This window comes from beta proteobacterium MWH-UniP1 (assembly GCA_036362785.1).
In the GTDB taxonomy this organism is placed as follows: domain Bacteria; phylum Pseudomonadota; class Gammaproteobacteria; order Burkholderiales; family Burkholderiaceae_A; genus Lacustribacter.
Genome location: CP143625.1, coordinates 1,031,007 through 1,056,342, shown reverse-complemented (window position 1 = coordinate 1,056,342; position 25,336 = coordinate 1,031,007). Strand labels below are relative to the sequence as shown.

At 56.7% G+C, this 25,336-nt stretch carries 19 protein-coding genes and 2 tRNA genes; 9 read left to right on the top strand and 12 right to left on the bottom strand.

Annotated elements, in window-relative coordinates; genetic code table 11:
• Positions 1 to 231: 231 nt before the first annotated feature.
• Positions 232 to 1,041, top strand: coding sequence for a type I methionyl aminopeptidase (map, locus tag AOB54_05140; protein ID WVN40903.1), 810 nt, complete (start codon positions 232 to 234; stop codon positions 1,039 to 1,041).
• On the top strand, positions 1,013 to 3,652 hold the full coding sequence (locus tag AOB54_05135; GenBank protein ID WVN40902.1) for a [protein-PII] uridylyltransferase: 2,640 nt from the start codon (positions 1,013 to 1,015) through the stop codon (positions 3,650 to 3,652). Before map ends, AOB54_05135 begins: the two co-directional genes overlap by 29 nt.
• A gap of 241 nt (positions 3,653 to 3,893) precedes the next feature.
• On the opposite strand, the gene galU is transcribed toward AOB54_05135, so the two are convergent.
• Genes galU through smc form a run of 4 tightly spaced genes read right to left on the bottom strand, consistent with a single transcriptional unit; the run spans position 3,894 to position 11,353 of the window.
• Positions 3,894 to 4,778: a UTP--glucose-1-phosphate uridylyltransferase GalU gene (galU, locus tag AOB54_05130; protein WVN40901.1), complete on the bottom strand. Its 885-nt coding sequence runs from the start codon at positions 4,776 to 4,778 to the stop codon at positions 3,894 to 3,896.
• Positions 4,779 to 4,790: 12 nt separating this feature from the next.
• On the bottom strand, positions 4,791 to 6,872 hold the full coding sequence (gene ligA, locus AOB54_05125) for an NAD-dependent DNA ligase LigA (GenBank protein WVN40900.1): 2,082 nt from the start codon (positions 6,870 to 6,872) through the stop codon (positions 4,791 to 4,793).
• Positions 6,873 to 6,887: 15 nt separating this feature from the next.
• Positions 6,888 to 7,832: a cell division protein ZipA C-terminal FtsZ-binding domain-containing protein gene (locus AOB54_05120; protein ID WVN40899.1), complete on the bottom strand. Its 945-nt coding sequence runs from the start codon at positions 7,830 to 7,832 to the stop codon at positions 6,888 to 6,890.
• Positions 7,829 to 11,353, bottom strand: coding sequence for a chromosome segregation protein SMC (smc, locus tag AOB54_05115; protein WVN40898.1), 3,525 nt, complete (start codon positions 11,351 to 11,353; stop codon positions 7,829 to 7,831). The genes AOB54_05120 and smc overlap by 4 nt, the downstream gene beginning before the upstream one ends.
• A 172-nt stretch (positions 11,354 to 11,525) precedes the next feature.
• Here smc and queF point away from each other — a divergent pair, with 172 nt between their 5' ends.
• From queF to mnmH, 7 genes are read left to right on the top strand one after another with little or no spacing between them, the layout of a single operon-like run.
• The gene (queF, locus tag AOB54_05110) at positions 11,526 to 11,951 is read left to right on the top strand and encodes a preQ(1) synthase (protein WVN40897.1); all 426 of its coding nucleotides are present in this window, start codon (positions 11,526 to 11,528) and stop codon (positions 11,949 to 11,951) included.
• Between the two features lie 60 nt (positions 11,952 to 12,011).
• The gene (gene dapD, locus AOB54_05105) at positions 12,012 to 12,848 is read left to right on the top strand and encodes a 2,3,4,5-tetrahydropyridine-2,6-dicarboxylate N-succinyltransferase (GenBank protein WVN40896.1); all 837 of its coding nucleotides are present in this window, start codon (positions 12,012 to 12,014) and stop codon (positions 12,846 to 12,848) included.
• Between the two features lie 57 nt (positions 12,849 to 12,905).
• Positions 12,906 to 13,304, top strand: a complete 399-nt coding sequence (locus tag AOB54_05100) for an arsenate reductase (GenBank protein WVN40895.1) — start codon at positions 12,906 to 12,908, stop codon at positions 13,302 to 13,304.
• Positions 13,304 to 14,449: a succinyl-diaminopimelate desuccinylase gene (dapE, locus tag AOB54_05095; GenBank protein WVN40894.1), complete on the top strand. Its 1,146-nt coding sequence runs from the start codon at positions 13,304 to 13,306 to the stop codon at positions 14,447 to 14,449. The genes AOB54_05100 and dapE overlap by 1 nt, the downstream gene beginning before the upstream one ends.
• Positions 14,446 to 15,348: a 50S ribosomal protein L3 N(5)-glutamine methyltransferase gene (prmB, locus tag AOB54_05090; protein WVN40893.1), complete on the top strand. Its 903-nt coding sequence runs from the start codon at positions 14,446 to 14,448 to the stop codon at positions 15,346 to 15,348. Before dapE ends, prmB begins: the two co-directional genes overlap by 4 nt.
• Positions 15,345 to 15,986 carry a glutathione S-transferase N-terminal domain-containing protein gene (locus tag AOB54_05085; protein WVN40892.1) on the top strand — a complete coding sequence of 214 codons (642 nt, stop codon included), beginning with the start codon at positions 15,345 to 15,347 and terminating at the stop codon, positions 15,984 to 15,986. Before prmB ends, AOB54_05085 begins: the two co-directional genes overlap by 4 nt.
• Before the next feature lie 12 nt (positions 15,987 to 15,998).
• The gene (gene mnmH, locus AOB54_05080) at positions 15,999 to 17,012 is read left to right on the top strand and encodes a tRNA 2-selenouridine(34) synthase MnmH (protein ID WVN40891.1); all 1,014 of its coding nucleotides are present in this window, start codon (positions 15,999 to 16,001) and stop codon (positions 17,010 to 17,012) included.
• Between the two features lie 66 nt (positions 17,013 to 17,078).
• On the opposite strand, the gene AOB54_05075 is transcribed toward mnmH, so the two are convergent.
• From AOB54_05075 to tig, 8 genes are all read right to left on the bottom strand, one after another.
• Positions 17,079 to 18,560 carry a SurA N-terminal domain-containing protein gene (locus tag AOB54_05075; protein ID WVN40890.1) on the bottom strand — a complete coding sequence of 494 codons (1,482 nt, stop codon included), beginning with the start codon at positions 18,558 to 18,560 and terminating at the stop codon, positions 17,079 to 17,081.
• Positions 18,561 to 18,590: 30 nt separating this feature from the next.
• Positions 18,591 to 18,667: transfer RNA gene (locus AOB54_05070), tRNA-Asp, on the bottom strand.
• Between the two features lie 71 nt (positions 18,668 to 18,738).
• Positions 18,739 to 18,814, bottom strand: a tRNA-Val gene (locus AOB54_05065).
• Positions 18,815 to 18,906: 92 nt separating this feature from the next.
• Positions 18,907 to 19,182: an HU family DNA-binding protein gene (locus AOB54_05060; GenBank protein ID WVN40889.1), complete on the bottom strand. Its 276-nt coding sequence runs from the start codon at positions 19,180 to 19,182 to the stop codon at positions 18,907 to 18,909.
• A 260-nt stretch (positions 19,183 to 19,442) separates the two neighbouring features.
• Positions 19,443 to 21,881, bottom strand: a complete 2,439-nt coding sequence (gene lon, locus AOB54_05055) for an endopeptidase La (GenBank protein ID WVN40888.1) — start codon at positions 21,879 to 21,881, stop codon at positions 19,443 to 19,445.
• Positions 21,882 to 22,004: 123 nt separating this feature from the next.
• Positions 22,005 to 23,270, bottom strand: a complete 1,266-nt coding sequence (gene clpX / locus AOB54_05050; GenBank protein WVN40887.1) for an ATP-dependent Clp protease ATP-binding subunit ClpX — start codon at positions 23,268 to 23,270, stop codon at positions 22,005 to 22,007.
• Positions 23,263 to 23,886, bottom strand: coding sequence for an ATP-dependent Clp endopeptidase proteolytic subunit ClpP (clpP, locus tag AOB54_05045; GenBank protein ID WVN40886.1), 624 nt, complete (start codon positions 23,884 to 23,886; stop codon positions 23,263 to 23,265). Before clpP ends, clpX begins: the two co-directional genes overlap by 8 nt.
• 43 nt (positions 23,887 to 23,929) lie before the next feature.
• Complete coding sequence (gene tig / locus AOB54_05040; GenBank protein WVN40885.1) at positions 23,930 to 25,258, bottom strand: trigger factor; 1,329 nt, start codon at positions 25,256 to 25,258, stop codon at positions 23,930 to 23,932.
• Positions 25,259 to 25,336 lie beyond the last annotated feature (78 nt).

Below are 25,336 nucleotides of genomic sequence, written 5' to 3'. Positions count from 1 at the left end.
TCCTGGCAAGGGTTGACTCTTGGCATCTGAAAGAAGTCCGACAGGAAAGCGTGTTGACACACAATTTCCTCACCAGACACCCTTGCATCAGATGCTTCGGATTGAAAATCGGGCAGAATGGCAGCAACAAGTGCACCACTCCACCACCTTATCGCGCCCCCAGGCTTCACCCCGAAGGGCAAAAACTCTTTGATAATCAAGGGGTTCGATAACCATTAATTGTAGCGTGTTATGACGATTTGCTTCAAATCCGGTCCGGAAATTGCCGCCATGCGGGTTGCCGGCCGCCTTGCCTCGGAAGTCCTGGACTACATCGCTCCCTTTGTGAAGCCAGGGGTGACCACGGGTGAGCTCGACCGGCTCTGTCATGACTACATGGTCAATGTCCAGGGGACCATCCCCGCCCCGCTGAATTACTGCCCACCGGGCTATAAGCCCTACCCCAAATCCATCTGCACCTCGATCAACCACCAGGTCTGCCACGGGGTGCCCAGCGACCGGGCCCTGAAAGCCGGCGATATCGTGAACCTGGACATCACCGTTATCAAAGACGGGTTTCATGGGGACACCAGCCGGATGTTCATTGCGGGCGAGCCATCGATTGCCGCCAAGCGGCTCTGCGAGATCACCCGCGAGGCCATGTGGGCGGGTATCGCCCAGGTGGCGCCGGGCAAACGGCTTGGCGATATTGGCGCAGCCATCCAAAAACTCGCCGAATCCGCCGGCTATTCGGTGGTCCGGGAATTCTGCGGCCACGGGATTGGCCGTGGCTTTCATGAAGAGCCCCAGGTCCTGCATTACGGCCGCCCTGGCACGGGGCTGGAACTCAAGCCCGGCATGACGTTTACCATCGAACCCATGATCAACGCTGGCCGGCCCGAGATCAAAGAACTCAACGACGGCTGGACCATCGTGACCAAAGACCACAGCCTGTCGGCCCAATGGGAGCACACCGTTTTGGTGACCGAAACCGGCGTCGAGGTCTTAACCGTCTCGGATGGGAGCCCCGACCGTGAGCGCGCCCTCGCCCTCCACGGCTAGTTCAAGCGCCGCATCGCCGGGCTGCGGGGCAATCGACCTGCGCTTGCTGCGGCAACGTCTGACCCAATATCGGGCCGATAACGCCAAACTCTGGACCCCAAGGGCCAACCCAGACCGCGCCCTGCGGCACCTGGCGAAATCGGTGGATTCCGTCTTATCGGAACTCTGGGCCTGCGCGGGGTTTGGCAATGCCACCTTAGTGGCCGTTGGCGGCTATGGCCGCGGTGAGCTCTCACCCTTTTCCGATGTGGATCTGCTGATCCTGATGCCCAACGACTACCAAGAGTCTGAGATTACCGGGCCTGCCGAGCGGCTGGTCTCCGCCTTTTGGGACATTGGCCTCGATGCGGGCCACAGCATTCGGTCAATTGATGAGTGCATGCAGGCCGCTTCCGAAGAACTCAGTATTGCCACAGCATTACTGGAGTCACGCTGGGTCGCCGGGCCAAAGGCGCCCGTGAATCGACTGCTTAAACAATGGTTCGACACCATCAATGTCAAGGAGTTTGCTCAGGGCAAGCTGCTTGAACTGCAACAACGCCATGGCCGCCATCAAGACACGCCTTACAGCCTGGAGCCCAATTGCAAAGAAAGCCCTGGTGGCCTGCGCGACCTTCAAGTGCTGCGTTGGGTCACCACCGCCTTTGGCCTGGGCCATCGTTGGAAAGATTTAGCGACCAACGATCTGATCACCGAACCCGAGGCCCGCGAGCTGGATCGCTGCCAGCGGCTCTTAAACACCATACGCGGCCATCTGCACCTGGCCGCCGGGCGCCGTGAAGACCGACTGGTCTTTGACTTGCAAAATGCAGTGGCCGAACGCATGGACTTCGCACCGGTAGCCGGTAAGCGTGCCAGTGAAGTATTAATGCAGCGCTATTACCGTGCGGCAAAAGCCATTTTGCAGATCAGCTCCATGCTCTTGGCCAATCTTGAGCCCCGATTGTTTCCATCGAGTGATCCCAACACGGCTCAGAGCGCCCGCATCATTGACGACGAATTCCAAGATGTCTATGGGCTCTTGGACATGCGGCACGAGCAGCTCTTTACCCAAGACCCCGCCGCTATTTTGCGAGCATTTCTATGCTTTCAGCAGCACCCGGAACTACACGGCATGACTGCGCGCACACTGCGTGCCCTGTGGAACCATCGTGACTGCATTGATAGCGAGTTCCGTCGCTCTAGAGAAAACCGCCAGCTCTTTCTCTCGGTCTTTCAGCAGCCGGCAGGAATTGTTCATGGCCTGCGGCTGATGAATAACCTGGGTGTCTTGGGCCGCATGCTGCCGGTCTTTCGAAAAATTGTCGGCCAGATGCAACATGACCTGTTTCATGTCTACACGGTGGATCAGCACATCCTGCAGGTGATTCGTAATCTGCGCCGGTTTTCCATGGACGAGCACGCCCATGAGTTTCCTTTGTGCAGCCAACTTGCCAATGAATTTCCCGGCTACTGGCGGCTTTACATCGCCGCGCTTTTTCACGACATTGCCAAGGGCCGCGGCGGCGATCACTCGGTCTTGGGCAAGGCCGAGGTAAGACGCTTTGCGCGAGATTACGGGCTTGATACCGAGACCAGCAAGCTATTGATGTTTTTGGTGGAGCACCACTTGACCATGTCTGTGGTTGCACAAAAGCAAGATCTCGCCGACCCAGAGACCATCATGGCGTTTGCAAAAGTGGTGAAGACCACCGATCGGCTCAATGCGCTTTACCTGCTTACGGTGGCCGACATTCGTGGCACCAGCCCCAAGGTCTGGAACATGTGGAAGGCGCGGCTCTTGGAAGAGCTTTATCAGCGGACCATGAAACTGCTAACCCAGACACAGCCTGGCCAACAACACGAACCCTTGCGCCAGCAAGATGCTTTTGAGGCCAAGACCGGCGAGGCCGAGCGCCTGCTGCGGCTACACGGCAAAGAAATTGATGCGGCACGATCATTTTGGAAGACACTGGAACTTCAATATTTCTTGCGGCACGACGCCAATGAAATTGAATGGCATGCCCGGCGCATTGCATGGCGGGCCAACGCAGATGACCCGATTGTGATTGCACGGCTTGCACCAGACGAAGCCGGCCTGCAGGTGGTGGTCTATCAGCCCGATGCAGCCGATTTGTTTGCCCGCATCTGCTCCTATTTTGATCGCCAGAACATGAGCATCCTGGATGCGAAAATTCACACGACCAGCGATGGCTATGCCATGGACACCTTTGTCGTGGACCCGAAGCAATTTCCAGAACACTTACGCGAGATGGTCACGATTGTGGAGGCGGGTCTTGGCGCTGCCCTTCGCGAATCGGGCCCCCTGCCTCAGCCATCACAGGGCCGTGTTTCTCGGCTGTCGCGCTACTTCCCTATCCGCCCCACCATTGATCTGCGGGCCGACTCACGCGGCCAGTACCACGTGTTAAACGTAACCGCCGCAGACCGCACGGGTCTGCTTTACGCCATTGCGCGTACGCTGGCCCAACATGCGGTGCGGGTTCAAACCGCACGCGTGATGACGCTTGGCGAGCGCGCGGAAGACGTCTTCTTAGTGGAGGGCGATGCGGTGGAAGACCCCAGGGCGCAGATCGCACTGGAGGCAGATCTGCTGAAGGCGATTGCTTAATACCAACGCTTAGTTTTAATCGGCCGGCCTAGCCTCGGTGCCCGCTCGCGAAAACCGAGGGCGTTGCCCTCGTTAAAGTTTTCGCTCGACGGATCCCCGACGCTCTCCGGCCGATATCCAGTCAATTATTTCTTATCAGTCGCAGAACGGTCGGTGGGCATTGGGATCTGAACCCGGCGAACGCTTGGAGCCGGGGCAGGCCCAATGACAGACCGACGGGCTTAGTTGAACACGATGCGATTCAACGCTCTGTTAGCCAGCCGCTAAACTCAGCCCCGATCTCTGGATGACGTTTCGCGAGCGTGACCGCGGCCTGCATCAGGCCAAGTTTAGAGCCGCAATCAAAGCGTTTGCCTTCGAACCGATACGCCAGCACAAGCTCTTCGTTGAGCAATCGCGCAATCGCGTCGGTCAGCTGAATCTCGCCACCGGCACCCTTGCCTTGGGTTCGGATTAGATCAAAGATGCGCGGGGACAAGAGATAACGGCCCACCACCGCCAGGTTCGATGGTGCCACCTCGGGCTTTGGTTTTTCCACGATCGCCGTAATTTTTTCAGTCCGATCCCTAAAGGGCGCGGCACTCACAATGCCGTACTTCGATGTGTCTTGCTTCGGCACCTCTTCTACCGCGATCACACTGGCCTTGTGCTGCGCATAGACATCCACCATCTGCCGCATGACCGCAGTGCCGCCAATGCCGGCATCCATTAGGTCGTCGGCCAATAAAATGGCAAAGGGTTCATTGCCCACCACTGGCTCAGCACACAGCACGGCATGGCCCAGGCCAAGCGCCTCGGGCTGGCGGATATAAATGCAGTTGATACTGGCAGGCGCCACACTACGCACCACATCGAGCAACGCAGTTTTGTTTTTGGCCTCGAGTTCGGCCTCTAACTCATAAGCCTTGTCGAAATGATCTTCAATGGCACGCTTTGATCGGCCGGTAATAAAGATCATGTCGGTAATGCCGGCGGCGGCGGCCTCTTCCACCGCATATTGAATGAGCGGCTTATCCACCACCGGCAGCATCTCTTTAGGACTTGCCTTGGTGGCGGGCAAGAATCGTGTGCCAAGGCCCGCCACTGGAAACACCGCCTTGCGTACTTTGCCTGCGAATTGACTCATAGAAAATTTCCGTTATCGATAGGGTGCAATCATAGCCAGGAAGGCGGCCTCATCAATCACACGCACCCCCAGAGCGTTGGCCTTTTCAAGCTTACTGCCAGCCGCCTCGCCCGCGACCACCAGCGATGTTTTGGCCGATACCGAGCCACTGGTCTTGCCGCCCAGAGCCAATACCCAGTCACCAGCCTCGTCCCGCGTCATCTCTGACAAGGTCCCGGTTAGCACCACGGTCATGCCGGCAAGCGGCAACGCAGATGCCTCAGCACCCGCCCCCGCGGCACCACTGTTAGTACTGCGCGTGGGCGCTACTGCGGGCCGATCATCCAGGCGATCAATGGTGATTTCTTGGAGCAACTGATCGACCACAACAGACTGCTGCGGGTGATCGAAAAATGTACGAATCGACTGGGCCACCACGGGGCCCACATCGGGTGCGGCCATGAGCTGCTCAATACTGGCGTTTCGAATCTCGTCAATCGACTGGAAATGCAGCGCCAAATCACGGGCGGTTCGTTCGCCCACATGACGCACGCCTAACCCAAACAAAAACCGGGCAAGGCTGGCCTGGCGTGAACGATTAATTTGATCAATTAAATTCTGGGCCGATTTGTCGGCCATGCGCTCAAGGCCTGCAAGTGTGGGTAGATCCAAGCGATACAAATCCGCAAGCGTTGTGACCAAAGATTGATCCACCAACTGGTCCACGATCTTTTCGCCCAGACCCTCGATATCCATGGCCCGGCGTTGCGCAAAGTGTAAAAAGGCCTGCTTACGCTGGGCTTTGCAGCTCAACCCCGCGGGGCAGCGGCTGACGGCCTCGCCTGCCTCACGGACGGCGAGCGACCCACACACGGGGCAATGGCTGGGCATTTTAAAGAGCCGCGCATTTGTTGGCCGCAGGCTTAATACCGGGCCAAGCACTTCTGGGATGACATCGCCTGCCCGCCGCACCCACACCGTATCGCCAAGCATCAGGTTCTTGCGGGCAATCTCATCTTCGTTATGCAAGGTGGCGTTGGTCACCGTCACACCGCCAACAAACACCGGCTCTAGTCGTGCAACAGGCGTTAAGGCGCCCGTGCGGCCCACTTGCACATCAATGTCCAACAATATCGTGCTGGCCTCTTCCGCTGGAAATTTGTGGGCCAGAGCAAATCGCGGTGCACGCGACACAAAGCCTGCCCGTGTCTGGAGCGCTATCGACTCTAACTTGTAAACGACCCCATCAATCTCAAAGGGCAACGCGGCTCGCTTAGAAAGAATCCGCTCATAAAACTGCAGCAGCCCTGCGCCATCCAGATTTTTGCCACGCTCTTGTCCAACGGGCAGCCCCAACTCGGCAAGCCAGGCAAGCCAGGCAGAGTGGGTGTCTAAGTGTTCGGTTAGTCCAGCGTGATCGACCACCTCACCTGTGCCATAAGCAAAAAATGTCAGTGGCCGGCGTGCGGTGATGTTGGGGTCGAGCTGACGCAGGCTGCCGGCTGCCGCATTGCGCGGGTTCACAAAGACCTTGTCGCCTGCGGCGGCCTGTTGGGCATTCAGTGCTGCAAAGTCGGCTTTTTGCATCAAGACTTCCCCACGAACTTCCAACACATCGGGAATGTTGCTGCCCCGTAAACGATGCGGCACACCCTTCACCACCAACAGGTTTGGCGTAATGTCTTCGCCCACCGATCCATCACCGCGGGTGGCAGCCTGCACGAGCTTGCCCCGCTCATAACGCAGGCTCACCGCAATGCCATCAAACTTAAGCTCCGCACTAAATCGTAAGTCCGCAGCTGAAAGCGCAAGGTCCTTGGCCAGTCGGGCCACAAACTGTTCAACGTCCGTCGTCTCAAAAGCGTTATTCAACGACAACATGGGCACGCGGTGCACCACTTCAGAAAACTCACGTTTGGGTGCGAAACCCACCTGATCCACGGGCGATGGCCCGGGCACTAAGTCGGGGTATTGGGACTCCAGCGTCTCCAGCTCGCGAACCAATGCGTCGTACTGCGCATCGGAAATGAGCGGTGCATCTTCTTGGTGATAGGCGCGCTGATGCTGCGCAACTTCACCGCGCAACTGCAAAATACGATTGCGTATCTCAATCACTGCAGTTCTTGCGCCTTAGAGAAAGAGCCGCTGTGCAACCGCCGACCCAGGCTCAATGCCCATGGCCAATAGCTGGCCCGCCTTTTGGCCGATCTGCTTTTCGATGCGCTCAAAGTCTGCCGCCTGAAGCGGCCTGCCAGCTTCGTCGGTCACGGCCCCGGATAAGACTGCGGCCATGGTCTGCGCAGCCAATCGCATTTCTTGGAATGCCCCCTGTGGGTCGGCCGTGCGCGGCACATCCAATAACAACACAAGGCTTAAGCCGCGATCACCAGGAAACACAGCGAATCGCTGCTGATGCAAAGGCCCCAATCCAAACCGCAGCTCACCACGAGATTCCAGGCCTGCCGCCTGGGCTGCCGATGTGATGGATGCGGCCGACAACACACTGGTGGTTGTGACGGCAATCGTGAGCTGTGCATCAACAGCAGCGCATTGTTGATCCACAGATCTGGCCTTGGCCAAGGTCTCAGTCATGGAGGGAATGGCCACCTGCGCACCAAGATTGCTGGCAAGTTTGGTCAATGCCTCTTGCCACTCGGAATATTCCATGGCGTTTAAAGGCCCCTGCCGGGTTGCCAGCAAAACGCCAACGCTCAGACCAATAATTTCTTGCGAAACGGGTTCCGCCTGCATCTCATCCGAGCCCGCCACTTTCCAGCCAAAGGCCAATGGCTTGGAACCCACACGGCGCCAGCCCCGAATCTCTTGCTGAATCCGCGAAAACGCACAGGGCGATGGCCAGGTGAGTTCTGCAATTGACTCCGAGATCAGCGAGGGACGTACGGGTTCAATCAGCCGCTCGACCGCGGGCTGCAAGACTGGCTCATCGGCAGCAACGACCACCTGTTGTTGTGCGATCCGTTTTTTAGCCCTGGACCACTCGCGGATGTTAAACGCCAATACCAGTGTGACCGCGATCACGGCGGCTACCGAGATCGCTATCTGTAAATCGGTCATGCGGCTTCTTGAACCATCGAGTTTGCAGCATCCAAGTCCACCGCAACGATCCGGGAGACACCCTGCTCCTGCATGGTCACGCCCATCAAATGCTGGCCCATCTCCATCGCAATCTTGTTGTGGGTAATGAAAATGAACTGCGTCGACGACGACATATGGCGAACCAGGTTACAGAAGCGCTCTGTGTTCGGGTCATCCAAAGGCGCATCGACCTCATCCAGCATACAAAATGGTGCCGGGTTCAGCTGGAAGAGCGCAAACACCAGGGCGGTGGCCGTTAAGGCCTTCTCACCACCCGAGAGCAAGTGAATCGATGTGTTGCGCTTGCCGGGTGGCTGGGCCATCACCTGCACACCACAATCCAAAATCTCTTCGCCGGTCATGACCAGCTTGGCCTCGCCGCCGCCAAAGAGCCGGGGAAATAGCTGGCCAAAGTTGGCATTCACCGTGTCAAACGTCTCTTGCAAGAGTGAACGGGTCTCACGGTCAATCTTACGGATGGCGTCTTCCAGCGTTTCAACAGCCGACAGCAAGTCGGCGGCCTGCGCATCCAAGAATTGTTTACGCTCACGCGACTGCTCCAATTCCGATAGTGCGGCCAGGTTAACGGCACCCATGGCGTCGATCTCTTTAGAAAGACGCTGCACTTCGGAATGCAGTGCCGATGGCTTGGGCCACTTGCTATCCGGAAATGCCGCCTGAAGTTCTTGGGCGATGGAGGACACCACCAGATTGTTGTCGGTGAGCTGCTCATCAATCTGCTCAATACCCACGCGGGCACCGGATGCATCGGCGTCGCACTGGGCGAGCACGGCACGAAGGGGTTCAAGCGCTCGCTCAACATGCAGCCGTTGCTCTTCGGCCTGCTTTAATTTCTGGCTGAGCTGATCAGCACGCTCTCGAATCTCTGCCACGGTCGCCTCGCGCTGCACACGCTGCTCAAGCAATGGCTGCAGGTCGCTTGAATCCAATTCGGTTTGGATCTGGGCCAGCTCGGCTTCTGCCGATTCAAAGCGCTGCTTGGCATCGGCTAAGCGCTGGGCCGATTCACGCATTTTTTCTTCGAAGCTTCGGCGTTGCTCTTCGGCCACACGCTGGGCCATCATGGCTTCTTGCACACCACGCTCAGCGTTTTGGCGCTGCTCACGGGCACGCGCCACTTCCTGGGCCTGCTGGGCCTGCAATTCTTTCTGGCGCTCGGCCTCTTCCTGCTGGGCGGCAAAGCGTTGATCAGCATCTTCAAACGACTGGGCCGCATTGGTCTGCTGGGTCTGCAAATCAGAAAGTTCGGCACGCAGCGCCTGAATCGATGCATTTAAGGCGTCGTCACGACTGGCCAGACGCTGGATCTTTTCATCTAAGCGCAGTTCGGCCATCTCTAGTTCATGGGCACGGGCCTGGGCAGTCTTGGCCCGCTCACGCAGGGCGACCAATTCTTGTTTGCGCTCGTTTAAAGAAAGCTCGGCACGTTGCAAGGCCAGCACGGATTCATCCACCACCAGTTGCTGGGCCCGCAGGGCGGTATCGAGCTGCTCAATTTTGCTGCGCCGGGCCAGGCGGCCCGCCTGTAGATCTTCTTCGGCATAAAACCGCACGACCCCACGGCTGGCCATGTGGCCATCTTTGGTGATCCAGGCCGACTCACTGCCCGCAGACTTCGCATTGCCAATTGCAGCCGACACACTGTCGGCGCAACGGTATTGGGCCACCCATGCTTTGACCACCGATGCAATCGCGCCATCGCCTTGAATCTGGTGGGCCAGACTGTCGCCCGCATATTCTGCGCCAGATGCGGCTTCGGCAGAAAAAACAGTCAAACGTGCTGGTGGCAAGTCGTTAGCAAAGCCTGCCACCGTGTCCAAAGAACCAATCTCAACCGCACCAATACGATCGGCCAGGGCAGCTTCAACAGCAGTCTGCCAGCCCTCTTTCACCTTGATGTGTTCCCAGAGTCGGGGCCGTGACTCCATGCCTTGGCGGGCAAGCCACGGGCGCAATTCGTCTTTGGCATCAGCCTGGGCCTGAATCGCTTTTAATGCCTCGGATTGCGCCTGCACGTGGGCCAGTGATTCGCGGGCTTTTTGTAACTCCTGCGACATCTGGTCACGCTCTGTGTTGGCCGTCTCGATTGCCGACTCAGCAGCACTCAGTTGTTCAGTCGCAGCCTGCGCGGCAGCCAAGCTCTCTTGACGCTGATTGGCAATCAAAGACTTTGCTGACGGGTCCACGCGCTCAATCGATAGCCGCTCGCGGTCTTGCTCTTCAATACGCTGCTCAATTCGGCGGATACGACCTGACAAATCATTCTGACGGTCGGATAAGGCGCGTAACTCTGCCTGGGCAGCCGCCACATCGGCCTGGGCCGCAGCAAGGGATTCGTTACGCGATGCCAGGGTCTGCTCGAGCGGGCCAATCGTGGCCTGAAGCCGCTCCAGCTCGGCACGCTTATCGGCCAGTGCAATATCGGCCATGGCAAAGGCTTCTTGGTCGGCCACCCGCTTGGCGTCGCCCTGGGACTGGGCAGCGGTCTCGGTATCAATCACCTGCTGGGCCTGCTCTTTGACCAAGACGGCGCGGTCACGGTTGTCGCGAAGCCTGCGCTGCTCACTCTCGATACGAGCGATTTCAGTATTGGTTTCGTAGACCGCCTGCTGGGCATCGTGCACCGCATCGGAGGCCTCGTGATAGGCCGAACGTGTCACTTCAAGTTCCCGCTCAATTGCGCGCAGCGATGCGGTCTGCGATTCAATTTGAAGATCGGTTTCCTGGCGCTTGATCGATAGCTTTTCTAAATTCTGCACATACTCTTCACGACGGGTCCACCAGAGCCAACGCTGCTTCTCATCACGGCGCGTGGTCAGTTCGGAATAGCGCTGGGCGACTTCGGCCTGCTGTTCAAGCCGGGTGATCTGGCCGTCTAACTCAAGCCGGATGTCTTCAATGCGGGCGAGATTTTCGCGGGTGTCGGACAGGCGGCCCTCGGTTTCCTTGCGGCGCTCGCGGTATTTGGATACACCAGCGGCTTCTTCCAGAAACACGCGCAGCTCTTCTGGCCGCGACTCAATCACCCGAGAGATCATGCCCTGGCCAATAATGGCGTAGGCCCGTGGCCCAAGGCCGGTGCCCATAAACAAGTCATACACGTCTTTACGGCGGACCGACTGGTTGTTGATCCAGTAAGTCGACTGGCCATCACGGGTCAGGATTCGTTTCACCGAGATCTCGGAGTACTGGCCCCAGGGGCCGGAAATGCGGCCTTCGGTATTTTCAAAGACCAGCTCCACGCTGGCCCGGCCTGCCGGCTTGCGGGTGCCCGAGCCACTGAAGATCACGTCTTGCATGGACTCGCCACGCAGCTCAGAGGCCTTGGACTCGCCCAACACCCAGCGCACCGCATCGATCACGTTGGACTTGCCGCAGCCGTTAGGCCCAACAATGCCCACCAAGGACCCCGGGAAATGCAAGGTGGTGGGGTCCACGAAGGATTTAAAGCCGGAGAGTTTTAGATAAGAAAGTCGCACGTTGAACCGCTCTGTAGAAATCCAGTTAAATGAAGCCAAAATTGGGACACGGGCTATAATATCACCCAGCAATTCACCGGGTTTTCCCGTAAAAACTGGTTGAACTACGGCTAACTTCGCTTAAAACGTAATTTACTGCCGTCTTCGTCGTCTACTCTTAAATACAACGCCAATGTCCACCAAACCCAGCAAAGCACTTCAGACTTTCCCCAACCCAGAACCGGGCCGGGACTATGTTGTGCATATCGAAATTCCAGAGTTCACCTGCCTGTGCCCACTCACCGGCCAGCCTGATTTTGCCCACTTCACGATTGACTACATTCCTGAGAAAAAAAATCTGGAACTCAAGGCCCTGAAACTCTATATGTGGTCCTACCGAAACGAAGGCGCCTTTCACGAGGCGGTCACCAATAAGATCTTGTCGGATTTTGTTGCCGCGACCAAACCTCGTTTCATGCGGCTCACCGGCAAATGGTATGTCCGTGGCGGCATCTTTACCACGGTGGTGGCCGAGCATCGCGCCCGTGGCTGGAAGCCACCCGTTCGCGTGGATCTCGGTGACTTCGGGCCGGCATCTTCACCCATGGCCCAGCGGTAACTCTGGCAGACCACGCAGAACACTTCAACACTTCACACCCAACCAGGACAACGATTCCTTATGAGCACGACCAACGATCACCACATTAGCCAAATTATTGATGCCGCATGGGAAGCACGCACCGCCCTTGCCCCCACCAATGCACCGCAAGATATTCGAGATGCCGTCCAACAGGTGATTGATCATTTGGATAAGGGCCAGCTTCGCGTTGCCGAGAAAATCAATGGCGACTGGGTGACCCACCAGTGGATCAAAAAGGCTGTGCTCTTGAGTTTCCGCCTGCGTGACAACGCACCACAAGAATCCGGCGCCCTGCGCTTTTACGACAAAGTCGACACCAAGTTTTCGCGCTACACCGATGCCGACTTTAGAGCGGGTGGCTTTCGTGTCGTGCCCCCAGCCACGGCACGTTATGGCTCCTTTATTGGCAAAAATGTGGTGCTCATGCCGTCATACGTCAACATTGGTGCCTATGTCGATGAAGGCACCATGGTCGACACCTGGGCCACCGTTGGCTCGTGTGCGCAGATTGGTAAAAACGTGCACCTCTCTGGCGGTGTTGGTATTGGTGGCGTGCTGGAGCCGCTTCAGGCCAACCCCACCATTATTGGTGATAACTGCTTTATCGGCGCACGCTCCGAAGTGGTGGAAGGTGTGATCGTTGAAGACAACGCGGTGCTGTCCATGGGCGTGTTCATTGGCCAGTCCACCAAGATCTTTGATCGCGAAACCGGCGAAGTCACCTATGGCCGCGTGCCCTCTGGTGCCGTGGTTGTGCCAGGAAGCTTGCCCTCGAAAGATGGCCGCTATTCGCTGGCTTGCGCTGTCATTGTGAAGCGTGTTGATGCACAGACCCGCGCCAAGACCGGCATTAACGAATTGCTGCGCGGCGACTAATCCACCCTCGCCCATCGGCCAGACATTCACACATTGCCTATCGACACCCCAAACGCCATGAATGCCCCCACTGCCCTGATCGCCGTGACGAGTCCAATTCGGCTCTACGGCATCACCAACTGTGATCAGGTCCGTGCCGCCCGCGCCTGGCTCAAAGCCCAGTCTCTTCAAGCCGAGTTTATTGACTTTAAAAAAGCTGGCCTTTCCAGAGCAACCCTGGATCGGTGGCTCACCCATCTGCCATGGGATGCTTTGCTGAATCGCCGTGGGCTTACCTGGCGCCAACTTGACCCGTCGGTCAGAGCGCAGATCGTGGATCAGCAATCTGCGGTCGAGCTTTTGCTGGCCCATCCGCTCTTGGTCAAACGCCCAGTGCTGGAATTTGGTGAAAAAATTTCCGTCGGATTCTCAGAAGCCCTGTACCGTAATCTGTTTACGACTGTTGCGAGCCACTAATGCCCACTTCATCTGCAACCCTTGCGCTGGCCCAGGCCTTGATCCAGCGGCCATCCATCACCCCCAATGATGACGGCTGCTGCGACCTGATTGCCGATCGATTGGCCGCCCTTGGGTTTAAAAACGAATTCCTGCGGTTTGGCGACGTGACCAATCTATGGGCCGTGCGCGAAGGCGGCGAGCCCGGCCCCACGCTGGTGTTGGCAGGCCACACCGACGTCGTGCCCACCGGCCCGAAAGACCAGTGGAAACATGATCCATTTTCTGCAGCCATTGATGCGGGTGAACTCTATGGCCGTGGTGCTGCGGATATGAAGTCTTCCCTTGCGGCCTTTGTGGTGGCCACCGAGCGTTTCGTTCAGAGCACCCCAAGATTCAAAGGCCGACTCGCCTACCTGATTACTTCAGACGAAGAAGGCCCCGCCATTGATGGCACAGTGCAGGTGGTGCGTGAATTGGCCCACCGTGGTGAGCTATTGGATTACTGCATTATTGGTGAGCCGACCTCGGTCAAAACACTGGGCGACATGATCAAAAATGGCCGCCGTGGCACGCTGTCGGGCAGCCTGATTGTGCGCGGCAAGCAGGGCCACATTGCCTACCCGCACATGGCGATCAATCCGATTCATCAGTTTGCGCCGGCGCTTGCCGAACTCGCCTCCATGCGCTGGGACGACGGCAATACCTATTTCCCACCCACCACCTGGCAGGTGTCTAACTTAAACGCCGGAACTGGCGCCACCAATGTCATTCCGGGTGAACTGCGTGCGCAGTTTAATTTCCGATTTGGCAGCGTGAGTTCGCCCGACGATCTGCGGACCCGGCTTGAGTCAGTCTTAAGCCGACACAATCTCAGCTTTGAAATCGAGTGGACACTGGGCGGCGACCCTTATCTCACCGCGCCGGGAAAGCTCTGCCACGCGGTGGTCGACGCCATTTCGAATGTGACTGGCCAGACCGCAGAGCTATCGACCACTGGCGGCACCTCCGATGGCCGCTTTATTGCCAAACACTGCCGCGAGGTCATTGAATTTGGCCCGCCCAACGCCACGATCCATCAGATCAACGAGCGCATCGCGGTCGCTGATCTCGAACCGCTTACGCGCATCTACGAAGAATCGATCCGCCGCCTGCTGCCCGCATGAATATTGGCGAACTGATTGCGCAGGGCGAATCACGCTTTCAGGCCGCAGGTCTGGCGTTTGGCCAGGGCACACTCAACGCCTGGGACGAGTCGCGATGGCTCGTGCTGGCGGGCCTTGGTCTGCCAATCGACAGCCCCCAAGAGATTGAATCAACCAGCCTGAATGACGATCAGGTGCGCCATGTGCAAGACCTGTTGGATCGGCGCATTACCAATCGCTTACCGGCAGCTTATCTGACCGGTGAAGCCTGGTTAAAGGGTTATCCCTTTCGGGTAGATTCGCGCGTGATTATTCCACGATCGTTCATCGCGGAGTTACTGCTCGATCACTGCCAGCCCTGGATACAAAATCCATTGGCCGTGCGCAGCATTTTAGATTTATGCACCGGCTCTGGCTGCCTGGCCATTATCGCGGCTGACCAATTCCCGAATGCCCATGTTCTCGCTAGTGATCTAAGTGCAGACGCCTTGCAGGTTGCGGCGCTCAATGTGGAAGACTACGAACTGACCGATCAAATCACATTGATTCAATCAGACGTCTTTCAAAAAATTCCTGATCAACGCTTCGATCTAATAATTTCGAACCCGCCGTATGTACCACCCAGCAAACGAGAAACCCTGCCCAAAGAGTTTCAGCACGAACCGGATATGGCGCTGATTGCCAATGACCATGGCATGGCCATTGTTCGTGAGATTCTCAAAACCGCTGGGGATTATCTGGCAACCGATGGCGTAATTTTTATTGAAATTGGCCACGAGCGCGCCGCCTGCGAGGCACTCTTAGAAAAAGAATTTCCTGGCTTGCATGCGCTGTGGATCGAAACCGACGAGCAATCGGATAATGTCTTTTTGCTGACCGCACAACAGCTGCAACAACACCCCTGGAGACCGAACCGATGATTACGCTTTACACCTGGCCCACACCCAACGGTAAAAAAGTTCAGATCATGCTGGAAGAAACCGGCCTGCCCTATTGCGCCGTGCCGATCGATATCTCGGCCAATGAACAGATGGCCCCCGACTTTCTGAAGATTAGCCCGAATAACAAAATTCCAGCGATCACCGACACCGAGGGCCCAGGGGCTAAGCCCGGCAAACCCTATGCCATGTTTGAATCCGGTGCCATTCTGATCTATTTAGCCGGTAAGGTTGGACACTTTCTGGGGAAGACAGATCGTGAACGTTTTGATGTCTTGCAGTGGCTCATGTTTCAAATGGGGGGCGTGGGGCCTATGCTGGGCCAGGCCCATCACTTCCGCATTTACGCGCCAGAAAAGCTTCCCTATGCCATTGACCGTTACACCAAAGAAGCCCACCGTCTGTATGGCGTGATGAATACGCGGCTTGGCGAATCGAAATTCCTGGGCTCTTCAAGCTATTCCATTGCCGATATCGCCACCTGGCCCTGGGTAGCCTCTTATGAACGCCAAGGCGTTGAATTGGCTGCGTTTCCGCATGTCGAGCGCTGGTTTCGCACCATTGAGGCGCGGCCTGCGGTACAACGCGGCCTAGCCATCTTTGCGGAGATGCGAAAGTAAACTTCGCCGGCCATGCAAATCACCATAGATCAGGCAATCGATCGCTGGGGCGAATTCGACAGCATTATTGATGTCCGCTCGCCAGCCGAATTCGCCCACGATCATTTACCGGGTGCGATCAACTCGCCGGTCTTAAATAATGAAGAGCGCGCCGAGGTGGGCACGCTTTATGCAAGCTCACCGTTTGACGCCAAAAAACGCGGCGCGGCCCTGGTAGCACGCAACATTGCCATCGCACTCGAAACACAATTTATGAATCAGCCCCGCAACTGGCGGCCGCTGATTTATTGCTGGCGCGGTGGTAATCGAAGCAATGCCATGGCCACCATCATGCAGCGCATTGGCTGGCGGGCCCATGTGCTTACCGGCGGCTATACCGCCTATCGCCGCCATGTGGTGGGCGATATGGCAAGGCTTGCCGAACAGTTTCAGTATGCGGTGGTCTGCGGTGTGACCGGGTCTGGGAAAAGCTTGTATCTACGGCAGCTCGCTGCCCAGGGCTATCAGGTTCTGGATTTAGAAAAGCTTGCCCATCACCGTGGTTCCCTGCTGGGCAACGAACCCATTGGAGAGCAGCCGAGCCAGAAATTTTTCGAGACCCTGATCTGGGACCAGCTTCGGCACTTCGATCCACAACAAGAAGTTTTTGTGGAATCCGAGAGCAAAAAGATCGGCACCGTTCAGGTGCCCGATGCGGTGATTACCAAGATGCGGGAGAGCCGCTGCATTGAGATCACGCCAACGCTTGCCGATCGCGTGAATTTTCTTTGCCAGGACTATGCCCATTTTTTTGAGCAGCCCGATGTGCTGGTGGCCCAGCTCACCCGACTCAAACCCTTGGTGGGCGGTACGCGACTCAATGAATGGGTCGAGGCTATTCAAGCCAAAGACTGGTCACGGCTTGTTGAGTCGTTGCTGGTGCACCACTACGACCCGACCTATCGGCGGTCGATGGAGAAAAATTATGCCCAGTACGGGCAGGCCGAGATGATCAACCAGCACCCGGCAGCAACTGCGCTGATTTAAATTTCCTTGCTGCTATCCCGACTGATCAAACGCAGTCCAAATCGGTTTGCGTTTGATTCGGTTTGATTAACGCGATTCAGACTTCGCGAGTTTTTCCGGATAAGTCTTCACACCAATCGATGCACGCTGCAACTCAACCCAGCGGTCAAGCGTATCGCGGGCCGCCGACTGCTCCAGAATTTGGTAGTAGCGGCCCACCTGATCTTTGACCACCTGGGCGTCTGCTGCAGGCACCTGAGCCGACTCCACCACCACCAGCCATGCGGCATTATTCCGATTCGATGCAGGCACCGACACTGTTGCAGGAAGCGACTTCAACTCCGCAGTGAACACCGCCTGCAGGACCTCGGCTGGCAGTTCGCTGCTCTGCTTTTGAGCATCAGCTCGGCCCAGCGAACGGGCCGCCATCGTGCCGGCCGGCAAGGCCTTGCTGGATGCGAATTCTTTTAATGCCGACTCTGCGGCCTGACTGGCAAGCTCGGAAGACTTGCGGTCGCGGATCGTGCGCTCGATCTGGGCCTTCACGCTGGCCAGTGCCACTGGGGCGCTTGGCCGATGGGCAATGACACGGGCACTGGCCAACAGGCCGGGACCAATCTCAATCGCTTCGGTATTGCGGCGATTCACAATAGTGTCACTGCTAAATAGCGCCGTCATAAATTTCTGGTCCGACAAGGCACGCAGCACTTCTGGCGGCGCGATCACAGTCGGGCCGCTTCGGCGAACACTTTTTACCGTGTGAACGGGCAGCCCAACTTTTTTGGCAGCAGGATCCAGGGTGTCGGACTGCTCATAGACCAGGTTAGAAAACTGCTCGACCATGTCAGCGGAACCGGGTTTGGCAAAAGCCACAATGGCGATATCCAACTCTTCTTGCGTCTGAAACTGGGCCGCATTGGTTTTGTAAAACTCTTCAATCTCGGCGTCTGAGACCTTCACGGCCGAGGCAAACTCAGCCACTGCAAATTTCTTGATGCGCACACTACGGGTCTCGGCCGATAACTGGGCCAGCCGGCGCGCCACAGATCGGGACGCCATGCTGCTGCCCGCAATCGATGCGGGCAAAATTTCCGTCAGCATGTCGGCGCGCACACGTTGCTCAAAGCCTTCGGCCGTTAGGCCCTGGGCCTTTAAGGCCTGCTGATACAAGGCCATATCGAATTGACCATTTTTCTGAACCGCCGGAATGCTGGCAATGGCGCGGCGCATCTGCTCGTCGGTCACCCGCACCTTCAGATCAACCGCTGCGGCAAAGAGCACCTGCTGCGTGACCAGGTCATTCAGGGTGGATAAACGAGATGCAGTGCTATCTAAGATCGCCGGATCAATGCGGCCGCCCAGCTGGGCGCGGACCTGTTCAATGGCACGCTGGTGGGACTGCTCCCACTGCTGCAAGGTAATTTCTCGTTTACCAACTTTGGCCACGGTATTGGCACCGCCACCGGGGGCAATGATGTCCCAGGCACCAACGACAACAAACGAAGGAATGATCAGAAGGAGGATTACGCCAAGGAAAATACGCTGGTGGCGACGGACGGATTCAAACATGGGGACTCGCCTTATGTGCGGCAAAGGTGTTGGCGGAGTGGACGGGACTCGAACCCGCGACCCCCGGCGTGACAGGCCGGTATTCTAACCAACTGAACTACCACTCCTTAAAACCATATCTACAGACCACTTAGAACTGCTTTGTTCTACCACTGCCCCGCGCAAAGCCAAGAATTTTTGGTGGGTGCTGAGAGGGTCGAACTCCCGACCTACGCCTTGTAAGGGCGCCGCTCTACCAACTGAGCTAAGCACCCAAAAATTACTGTGCGCCCAAGCAAGCACGAGAGTATAAAAAAAAAGGGCCGCTAGATCAAGCAGCCCCTTTTGGCGCGGTTTAGACCGACGCTTACTTGTTGATGGCGTCTTTCAGGGCCTTGCCGGCGCGGAATTTAGGCACCTTGGCAGCCTTAATTTTGATCGCGGCACCCGTCTGGGGGTTACGGCCCGTGCGAGCCGCGCGCTTGCCAACTGCAAACGTACCAAAGCCCACGAGAGTCACAGAGCCACCTTTTTTCAGGGTGGTCTTAATGCCACCAATCACAGCGTCCAAAGCGCGGCCTGCCGCTGCCTTGGAAACATCTGCCTGCTTGGCAATGTGCTCGATCATGTCAGTCTTATTCAATTCATGTCCTCTCTTCGCTGATAAATAAAGACCCGACAGCTTAGTGCTGGCCGAATCGGATTGAAATCACATTTTTATAGTGTTTTGGTTTGTGTGCTCTGTGGGAACCGCTTAAGAATTAAGTTTAGCGACTAGAGCAAACGCCCTCATTAACGCGCAATTCGAAATTGCTGTCAAGTTGCGAACAAAAAAGACAATCCCCTGAGAGCCTTGCTAACAAAGGCTTTCAGGGGATCGGGTTGATACGCGGCACCAAAAAATTAATGCGGCAACTGATCTGAAGTTGTCCCCGAAATAACGCGCGACTCTGGCGCAGTTGCATCGGTTTTGGATGCCACCGCTGCAGCGTCCTCTTCTTCGGGAAGCGGTGTTGGCGCTTTTGAAAGCGCCAAATCTAACACCTGATCAATCCACTTGACCGGAACAATCTCAAGCGCGTTTTTCACATTCTGCGGAATCTCGGCAAGATCCCGAACGTTTTGCTCGGGGATCAAGACCTTCTTAATTCCACCGCGATGTGCAGCAAGCAGCTTTTCCTTCAGGCCGCCAATCTGCAAGACCTCACCGCGCAGCGTGATCTCACCGGTCATAGCCACATCGGCACGCACGGGAATCCCCGTCATGGCCGAGACCATGGCCGTAGTCATGGCGATACCCGCACTTGGGCCATCCTTGGGGGTGGCCCCCTCTGGCGCGTGGATGTGCAAGTCTTTTTTCTCAAAGGCGTCGTCACGGATGCCCAGACGACGGGCACGGCTACGCACCACCGACCGCGCGGCCTCGACCGACTCCTTCATGACCTCGCCCAGGGAGCCCGTGCGGATGATCTGGCCCTTGCCGGGCATCATGGTGGCTTCAATGGTGAGCAATTCACCGCCCACCTCGGTCCAGGCCAAGCCAGTGACTTCGCCCACCTGATCTTCTTTTTCGGCAACGCCATAGGTAAAGCGGCGCACGCCCAAGAAGTCTTCAATGTTCTCGGCATTGACCTTGACCGGAAGTGCGGCTTTTTTGGTCAAGACCATGCGGGTGACCTTGCGGCAGATCTTGGAGATTTCACGCTCTAAGCCACGCACACCCGACTCACGGGTATAGGTGCGAATAATCTCCCGAATCGCGGAGTCATCCACGTCGATCTCGCCTGCCTTTAAGCCCGTCTGCTTGATCTGCTTGGGCAGCAAATAGCGGGTGGCGATATTGATCTTTTCCTCTTCGGTGTAGCCCGAAAGCTTGATGACTTCCATACGATCAAGCAAGGCTGGCGGAATATTCAATGAGTTTGCCGTCGCGACAAACATCACATCGGATAAGTCGTACTCGACTTCAATGTAGTGGTCCACAAAAGCGTGGTTCTGCTCGGGGTCCAAGACTTCTAGCAGCGCGCTGGCCGGGTCACCACGGAAATCCATGCCCATCTTGTCGACTTCATCAAACAAGAAGAGCGGATTGCGCACCCCTGTTTTGGTCAGGTTCGAGAGCACCTTGCCGGGCATGGAGCCAATATAGGTCTTGCGGTGGCCGCGAATCTCGGCCTCGTCACGCACGCCACCCAAGGCCATGCGCACAAACTTTCGGTTTGTGGCGCGGGCAATCGATTGGCCCAAGGAAGTCTTACCCACCCCAGGTGGCCCAACCAGGCACAAGATCGGCGCTTTGACCTTATCAACGCGCTGCTGCACAGCGAGATACTCCAGAATTCGCTCTTTGACCTTTTCCAGGCCATAGTGCTCTTCCTCGAGTACTTTCTCCGCGTCTTCCAGATTGTTGTTGATCTTGCTCTTCTTTTTCCAAGGCAGCGTGACCAAGGCATCAATGTAGTTGCGCACCACAGTGGCCTCGGCCGACATGGGCGACATCATGCGCAGTTTTTTCAGCTCAGCATTGGCCTTTTCTAGTGCCTCTTTGGGCATGCGGGCGGCCTTGATCTTTTTATCCAACTCATCAAGCTCGCTGTCTTCGCCCTCGCCCAGCTCTTTCTGGATGGCCTTGACCTGCTCGTTTAAGTAGTACTCGCGCTGGCTTTTTTCCATCTGCCGCTTCACGCGGCCACGGATGCGCTTTTCGACCTGCAGGATGTCCAGCTCGGTCTCAATCAGGGCCAAGAGTTTTTCCAGGCGCTCGATCACCGGCACCACTTCCAATACGGCCTGCTTTTGCTCAAGCTTCATGGGCAGATGGGCACCAATGGCGTCAGCCAGTCGGCCGGCATCTTCGATGCTCATCAGGCTATTCAAAATCTCAGCAGGAATCTTTTTGTTCAGTTTTACGAACTGATCAAACTGATTCAGGATCGTGCGACGCAGGGCCTCGATCTCGGGGCCCTCGGGCACTTCCGGGGTCATGGGTGTGCAGCGGGAGGCGAGATACGTGCCCTCGTCTTCCACTTCCAACACTCGGGCGCGCTGAGAGCCCTCGACCAGCACTTTTACTGTGCCGTCGGGAAGCTTTAGCATCTGCAAAATGCTGGCCACACAGCCAATTTCATAAATATCGGCGGCGGTTGGGTCGTCCTGGGCGGCGCTTTTCTGGGCGGCCAAGAAAATATGTTTGCCCGCTTCCATGGCCACTTCCATGGCCTTGATGGATTTGGGCCGGCCCACAAACAGCGGGATCACCATGTGCGGAAACACCACGACATCGCGCAGCGGCAGCATGGGCAGGGAAATCGGCTCTTCGGGGAGTAGTTCTATTTTGGACATGACGTCCTCCAATTCAGGTTCTTGCCACCAAGATGGGGGCAAAGCTGAGAAAAAACAAGGGCAGAAAACCGGGATCTTTGCAGATTCCCCGAGTGCTGAGGGGAATCTGGCAGTTGTTCGGAATCAGGCGCTGCTGGCAACCTTGGGCGACTCGCCATAGATCAGAAGCGGCTGACCATCGCCGGTGATGGCGGGCTCATCAATCACCACCTTGGTGACGTTGGCCTGGCCCGGCAGGGTGTACATGGTGTCCAGCAGCACCGCTTCCAGAATGGAACGCAGGCCACGGGCGCCGGTTTTACGTTTGATCGCCTTTTTGGCAATCGCCACCAAGGCTGCCGGGCGAATCTCGAGTTCGACATTTTCCATGGCAAAAAGCGCCTGATACTGCTTGACCAGGGCGTTTTTGGGCTCGATCAAAATCTCGACCAAGGCGTCTTCATTGAGTTCGTCCAGTGTGGCCACCACGGGCAGACGGCCCACCAATTCGGGGATTAACCCAAACTTGATTAAGTCTTCGGGTTCCACTTCGCGGAAAAGTTCGCCGACATCACGATCGCTGGGTGAGCGGACCTCGGCACCAAAGCCAATCGAAGTCTTTTCGGTTCGGTTCCGAATGACCTTATCCAGCCCATCAAAGGCGCCGCCGCAGATAAACAAGATGTTGGTCGTGTCGATCTGAACGAAGTCTTGGTTCGGATGCTTGCGGCCACCCTGCGGCGGAACGGATGCCACCGTGCCCTCGATCAGTTTCAATAGCGCCTGCTGCACGCCCTCGCCCGACACATCGCGGGTGATTGATGGGTTATCTGATTTGCGGGTGATCTTGTCGATCTCGTCGATGTAGACGATACCGTTTTGGGCCTTCTCGATTTCGTAATTGCAGTTTTGCAGCAGCTTTTGAATGATGTTTTCAACGTCTTCGCCCACATAACCGGCTTCGGTCAGGGTGGTGGCATCGGCAATGACAAAGGGCACATTCAAAAGACGGGCCAAGGTCTGGGCCAGCAGGGTCTTGCCCGAGCCCGTGGGGCCGATGAGCAAAATATTGCTCTTGGCCAGCTCGATCTCGGCCTTGGTCTCACCACGGTGGCGAAGCCGCTTGTAGTGGTTATAGACCGCGACCGACAAAATGCGCTTGGCCGTGGACTGGCCAATCACAAACTGATCAAGCCGCGCAGAAATTTCTTGGGGTGTGGGCAGGCCATCTTTGGCACCGTCTTCCGGTGTGGCGGCCTGCTCATCACGAATGATGTCGTTACATAGATCGATACATTCATCGCAGATGAAGACCGACGGACCCGCAATAAGCTTTTTAACCTCGTGCTGGCTCTTGCCGCAAAAGGAGCAATACAAAAGTTTTTCGCTAGACCCTTTTTTCTCAGCCATCCGTTTTCTCGCGATGCGTCAGTACCTTGTCAACGATGCCATACTCTAGCGCATCTTGTGCCGACAGAAAGTTGTCACGGTCGGTGTCGCGTGCAATTGTTTCTAGCGTCTGGCCCGTGCGCTCGGCCAAAATGCCATTGAGCTTATCCCGCAGCGCAAGAATTTCACGGGCGTGGATTTCAATATCAGAGGCCTGTCCCTGAACACCGCCCAAGGGCTGATGAATCATGACGCGGCTATTGGGCAGCGTGAACCGCTTGCCCTTTTCGCCTGCCGCCAATAAGAAGGCGCCCATGCTGGCTGCCATGCCCACGCAAAGCGTGCTGACATCGGGCTTAATGAACTGCATGGTGTCGTAGATGGCCAGGCCCGCCGACACCGAACCGCCGGGGGAATTGATGTAGAGCGAAATGTCTTTGTCTGGGTTTTCGGATTCCAAAAACAGCAGCTGAGCAATTACCAGGTTGGCGGTTTGGTCATTGACCGGACCCACCATGAAGACCACCCGCTCACGCAGCAAGCGCGAATAGATGTCATAAGCACGCTCACCACGGCCCGACTGCTCAATCACCATTGGCACCAGGCCAAGCCCTACGATTTCATCGAACTTCGACATCCGCGCTCCTGTTTCTTTAACTTCGCTACCGCGATGATACTGATCAGGCCGCCTGATTGGCCTCGGCCATCATCAGGCTTTCTACCGTCATGGGGTCTTCCACCACTTTGGCGTTGGCCAGCACCCAGTTCACCACATTCTCTTCGATGACCACGGCTTCTGCTTCGGCCCGCTGCTTTTCCTGACCCATAAACCAGTTCACGAACACCTCAGGCTTTTCGTAAGCCGATGCCATCTCTTCCACGAAGGCCTTGACCTGCTCGGTGGTGGCGGAAAGCTTTTGTGCCTTGACCACTTCGCCAATCAACAGGCCAAGTTTTACACGCTTGGTGGCCTGCTCTTTAAACAAGTCGGTTGGAATTGGCACGTCTTTCATGTTCATGCCACGGGCGGCCATGTCTTGGCGTGCAGAATCAGCCAGCCGCTGGGATTCGTTTTCAACCAGGGCCTTGGGCACCTCAAAGCTGGTCCACTGCTCGAATGCCGCCATGACCGCAGCCTTGGTGCGGGACTTGCAACGATTGGTGACTTCACGCGATAAGTTCTTGCGCACGTCTTCTCTGAGCTTATCTAAATCACCCGAGGCAATGCCCATGGATTTGGCGAACTCGGCATTGAGTTCTGGCACCTTGGGCTCGGAGACAGAGCGAATCCGTATGGAAAAGGTTGCGGTTTTTCCGGCCACATCTTTGCCGTGGTAATCGGCAGGAAAACTCAAGGGGAATGATTTGTTCTCACCCGCCTTCATGTTGGTGGCCGCCTCGTCGAACTCTTTCAACATGGAGCCATCGCCCAACACGAAACTAAAGTTCTCGGAGCTGCCACCTGTAAAGGCCACGCCATCAATCTCGCCTTTGAAGTCGAGTGTGACGCGGTCGCCTTTTTGCGAAGCGCGGCTCACATCGACAAATTCGGTGCGCTGACGACGCAAGGTATCGAGTGTTTTTTCCAGGTCAGCATCCGTAATGTCACAGGTGGTTTTTTTGATTTCCACGCCGGACACATCGGGGCAGGCAATCTCGGGGTAGACCTCGACCACGGCCTCGAACTTCAGTTCGTCTTCCGAGCCTTCGCTGGCCACGGGTTCAATCGCGGGCATGCCGGCCACCCGAAGTTTTTTCTCCACCAGGGCCAGGGTGTAGGCGCGGCCAACCACGTCGTTGATGGCATCTGAGTGGGCCTGCGGACCATAGGTCTGGGCCACCACCTTCATGGGCACCTTGCCTGGACGAAAGCCAGCCATCTTGACCGTTTTGCTCAAACGGACCAGACGCTTTTGGGCCTCTTGCTGGACTTCAGCCATAGATACCGATAGAGGAATGCGACGCTCCAAGGATGAGGCGGCTGCGGCTGCGGGAGTTGTGGATGTCATAAGCGTTTTAAGAATTAAGAAATCAAAAAAGCGCACTCATGTGCGCACATGCTGAGTCGGGAACACGGTCAAACCATT